Source organism: Streptomyces sp. NPDC042336 (assembly GCF_055581985.1).
In genome coordinates this window covers 1-3,974 of the sequence record NZ_JBVJEA010000080.1, presented here as the reverse complement: position 1 = coordinate 3,974, position 3,974 = coordinate 1, and the positions used below count along the sequence as shown (strand labels likewise).

The window sequence follows — 3,974 nt, the reverse complement described above, 5'->3', positions numbered from 1 at the left end:
TCAACGCCTTCCAGATCGCCTTCGACGGCCGCCTGACCGCCACCGACCAGCGATAACTCAACAACCAAGATCAGCCGTTAAGTTGACACACCCGAAGGGGTAAGCAGCGGCTTCGGTGGCCGCTCGTTTCGGATCGGTAGTGCCCTAACGGGGCCAGTCGACGGACGGTTCATTCCGGTGCAGCGCTGTAGCACTGAGCCTTTTCAGTGTTGACGTTCCAGCGCGAGGATGGCTGCGGCGATGTCGGTCATGCGGTTCGGGCTGCAGCGGGCCGGAAGATTCGCCAGGACTTCAGCCTTGCGATGCTTCGTTCGACCGGTGCTCGTGCCGCTGACAGGGCTCGGTTGATCGTCCGCTGGGTCGTGGTGAGGTCCCGCCCGGGAAGCCCTCTGATCGGTGTGGTCACCAGGAGACGGCGCCGATGTAGGTCCGGTTGGCGAGGACGGAGACGCCCTGACGCTCGCAGATCCGGATGATCCGGTGGGTGCGGGCCGCGGTTACTGAGGTTTTCGGGTTGTCGTCGGGTGGTGACGGTTCATGATCCCTGCGGTATGCCGATGAGGTGAGGTATCCAGAGGGTGGGGGCCTGACCGCTGAGCGTCGGGCGTTTCGTGAGGGGATCCGGCTTCAGGCCGGGCAGAGGTTCGCGGCGGGCGAGAAGACGGCGGTGATCGCGAAGGATCTGCGGGTGAGTGTGCGGTCGGTGGAACGCTGGCGTCGTGCCTGGCGCGAGGGCGGCATGGAGGCCCTGCACTCGGCGGGACCGGCGAACTCCCCGACCGTCAAAGACGCCCAGTTCGCCGTGCTCGAGGAGGAACTCGGCAAGGGACCAGCAGCTCACGGCTTCGAAGACGAACGCTGGAACCTGGCCCGGGTCCAGACGGTGATCCGCCGGCGTCTGGGGGTGAGCCTGTCGGTGGCGACCGTCTGGCGGCTGCTGAAACGGCACGGCTGGTCCTGGCAGGCACCCGCCCGCAGAGCACTCGAGCGCGACGAGCACACGGTGGAACTGTGGAAGAGGGAGGTGTGGCCGCAGGTAAAAGACTCGCGGCGGCGTCCGGTGCCTGGATCGTCTTTGAGGACGAGGCCGGATTCTCGATGACTCCTCCCCGGGCCCGCACCTGGGGCCGGCGCGGGCAGACCCCCGTTATCCGCGTCCGTGGTAGGTCTCGCCGCCGGACCTCGGTCGCTGCACTGTGCTGCTACAAACCCGGTGAAAAGAGCCGCCTCATCCACCGGCCCCGCGCTCACCTCCGCCTCCAGGGCGCACGCAAGAGTTTCTCCTGGCAGGACTACCGAGACCTGCTGGTCCGCGCGCACATCCAGCTCGGCGGCCCGATCGTGGTGGCCTGGGACAATCTCAACACCCACCTGGCCGCCGGGCTGAAGCGCTACGAGGCCGAGCACGACTGGCTCACCACCGTCCGCCTCCCGCCCTACGCACCTGACCTCAATCCCGTCGAGGCCGTCTGGTCGCTGGTACGCAGGGCGATGGCCAACACCGCCTTCGACACATCCGACGACCTCGACCGCATCCTTCGCCGCGAGTTACGCAAGATCCAGCTCCGGCCCCACCTGGTCGACGGCTGCCTCACCGTCACAGGTCTGGCTATCACCCCACCGACCCCGCCATGAAAACCTCAGTAAGCGGGACGCGATCGCGATTCGCGAGGTCCACGTCGCATCCCGAGGCACCGACGACTACCGCAGGACCCACGCCGGGCTCACCACGGCCATGGGGCATCAAGGTGTGTGAGCGGGCCGTCTCGGTCCTGATGACGCAGGCCGGAATCTACGGCTGCCCGGCCCTACCCGGGTGAGACGTCTGCGTGACGTCACCACAGCCGGGAACCTGGGCAACCGGAAACCCCATCCGCTCCGGCCCAACGAACTATGGGTCATCGACATCACCCAGCACCGCTTACGGGAAGGGTGGCTCTACTGCGCCGCGGTTTCGACGCCTACAGCCGCCGGATCGTCGGCTGGTCCATCGACTCCCGCCAGGACTCCACGCTTGTGGTCGACGCCCTCGACGCGGCCATCCGCAACCGTCGCCCCGAACCCGGCGGCATCGTCCACGCCGACCACGGCACTCAATTCACCTCCTGAGTCTTCGTCCAGTAGATGGCTCCAGACCAGTCACGACGAGCCGGTCACCGCGTCGCTCTACTCTGCGCAGTTTGCGGCGTGGGCGGCCTGCGGAATGGAGCAGAAGGCGATGAAGCAGGAACCCCTGACTGCTGCTGCGTGCCGTCCCGGGGCGGGGGCGGCCCATAGTTCGCCGCGTGCACGACCGGATTTTGTGGAAGCTCGTTCCGACGCGGATGGTCACCCATCATCCGCTTAACGGGCAGAGTCGCCTGGCTCTCGCCCCGTTTGTTCTGCACCGCGGCTGATGACACAGTCGGAGAAGGGGAAGGGACCGATTCAGACAACGCAGCGCCGGCCAAGGCCCGCCCGGTGACCGGATTCTGCGGCAGTGAAACACCCGAACCGCTAGACATTTCCTCCCGAGGAAGCTTGTTCCGACGCTGTCCGCCAAAATTCTCCCGGCGCCATTGAATAACACGCTGCTCAGCGGACAGAGGCTCCTGCCTCTCCCCCCGTTCATTCTGCACCGCGGCTGATGACACAGTCTGAGAATTCGAAGGGGCCCAGGGGCGGGGTGCTCTGGTTGAGTTGTACTGCTGTGGCAGCTGACCCTCCCACCTGGTGAGATGTGGTGGGGTGCCCTGCCCTTGACGGGAAGCGGTGCTCTGTGCCAGCGGCCACTGCGGAGCAGCGGGGTGCTGATCCACGAGGGACCGCCCATTGCGCCTCGTCGATTCGAAACGTGAAATAAGATTTTCGATAACGCTTTGAACGAACCGTACGCTGGCTTCGAAGAGATCTCGTAGGGCTGTGCGCGACCCTACTGTGTTCGGCGCGGTGCTGTGGAGAGCGTTGTTGGCTGTCGGTCCGGGACCGGAAGCGTATGGAGGGGGTGCCTGCTCCACGGTGTAGGGAGGGGGCGCCCCTGCCGAGGTTGTCGCGGCGCTTTCCTGCGGAACAACGTATGGGGAGGGTGTCTGCCCCTCGGTGTGCGAAGGGGGCGCGGGTGCCGCCGTATCGCCGCGGTCGAATCCCCTGTCGCGATCGCGAGCCACAGCCCGCCTCTGATCTTTGTCGATTTTGGTATAACGCCCGCCGTGTCGCTGTACGGGTATCGGATACCCATTTCTTCCGCTCCAATACGCCCCCGCATGAATGCGCGTGTATAGCTTCCCACCTATTGCCACGCTCGCGCCGATTTTGGGTAGATCCGCCTCGCCCCGGGGCTGAATCATCTGGTAACTAGGTGCTTCCGCCACTTCAGCTCCCCAGTTCTCCGTTGGTGATGGCAGGGCCTCTCTCTGAGCGGTCGGTTCCCCGCCCACGGCGTGTCCGGCCGCTCGGCCTCGACCTGTCCTCATCCTCGGACGCACCTGCCCGGTGCTGCGTAGACCGGGTGCCGCGAGGAACGCGAGAGGACGTCCCCCCCTGGAGCCTGTACAGGGCTGCGATCTCCTGCGCGCATTGCTCCGCGGTCGTGTCAGCACGCTGCTCCATACGATCCTCCGCCCGAAACCCGGGCCATCCATGCACCTCCTGCCTCAACGGTCCGAACCGGCAAACGGTTCACCACACCACGAGACCGAAATCCGTCCGGAGGGCTGGGTCGGTGTCGGCGTACACGTGAACGTGGGCCTGGCAAGCTTTACGCACATGCGGATGGCCTGTACCACCGCGGTATGAGCGGCGACGCAGGCTGTGTGTCCGGCCTACCGGAGGGAGATCGGGCTGGCCGCGGCGAAGAACCCAGGGTACGAAGCGGAGCACCACCGCCAAGAATGGCGCCTTAGACCGTGTCCTACGTGGTGAGGCGAACGAGTCGCTTGTAGCAGCACAGGGCGGCGGCGAGTCCAAGAAAGGCCAGGTAGTTGCGGGGATCGCGT

Annotated in this window: 1 protein-coding gene and 2 pseudogenes; 2 read left to right on the top strand and 1 reads right to left on the bottom strand. The window is 65.7% G+C overall.

The genetic code is table 11. The annotated features are described in order from the left end of the window. Positions 1–203: 203 nt before the first annotated feature. Positions 204–501: pseudogene (locus tag ACZ6IM_RS42345) on the bottom strand (transposase family protein); the annotation flags it as partial. Between the two features lie 61 nt (positions 502–562). Between ACZ6IM_RS42345 and ACZ6IM_RS42340 the strand changes: the two are divergent. Together ACZ6IM_RS42340 and ACZ6IM_RS42335 are read left to right on the top strand one after the other, a co-directional pair. Further along, positions 563–1,635 (top strand): IS630 family transposase gene (locus tag ACZ6IM_RS42340; protein WP_469564569.1). Its coding sequence is split into 2 segments (ribosomal slippage): positions 563–1,073 and positions 1,073–1,635, totalling 1,074 coding nucleotides; the frame shifts between segments, so codons are not numbered across the junction. A 28-nt stretch (positions 1,636–1,663) separates the two neighbouring features. Further along, positions 1,664–2,106, top strand: a pseudogene (locus ACZ6IM_RS42335) (DDE-type integrase/transposase/recombinase); the annotation flags it as partial. Positions 2,107–3,974: the final 1,868 nt, after the last annotated feature.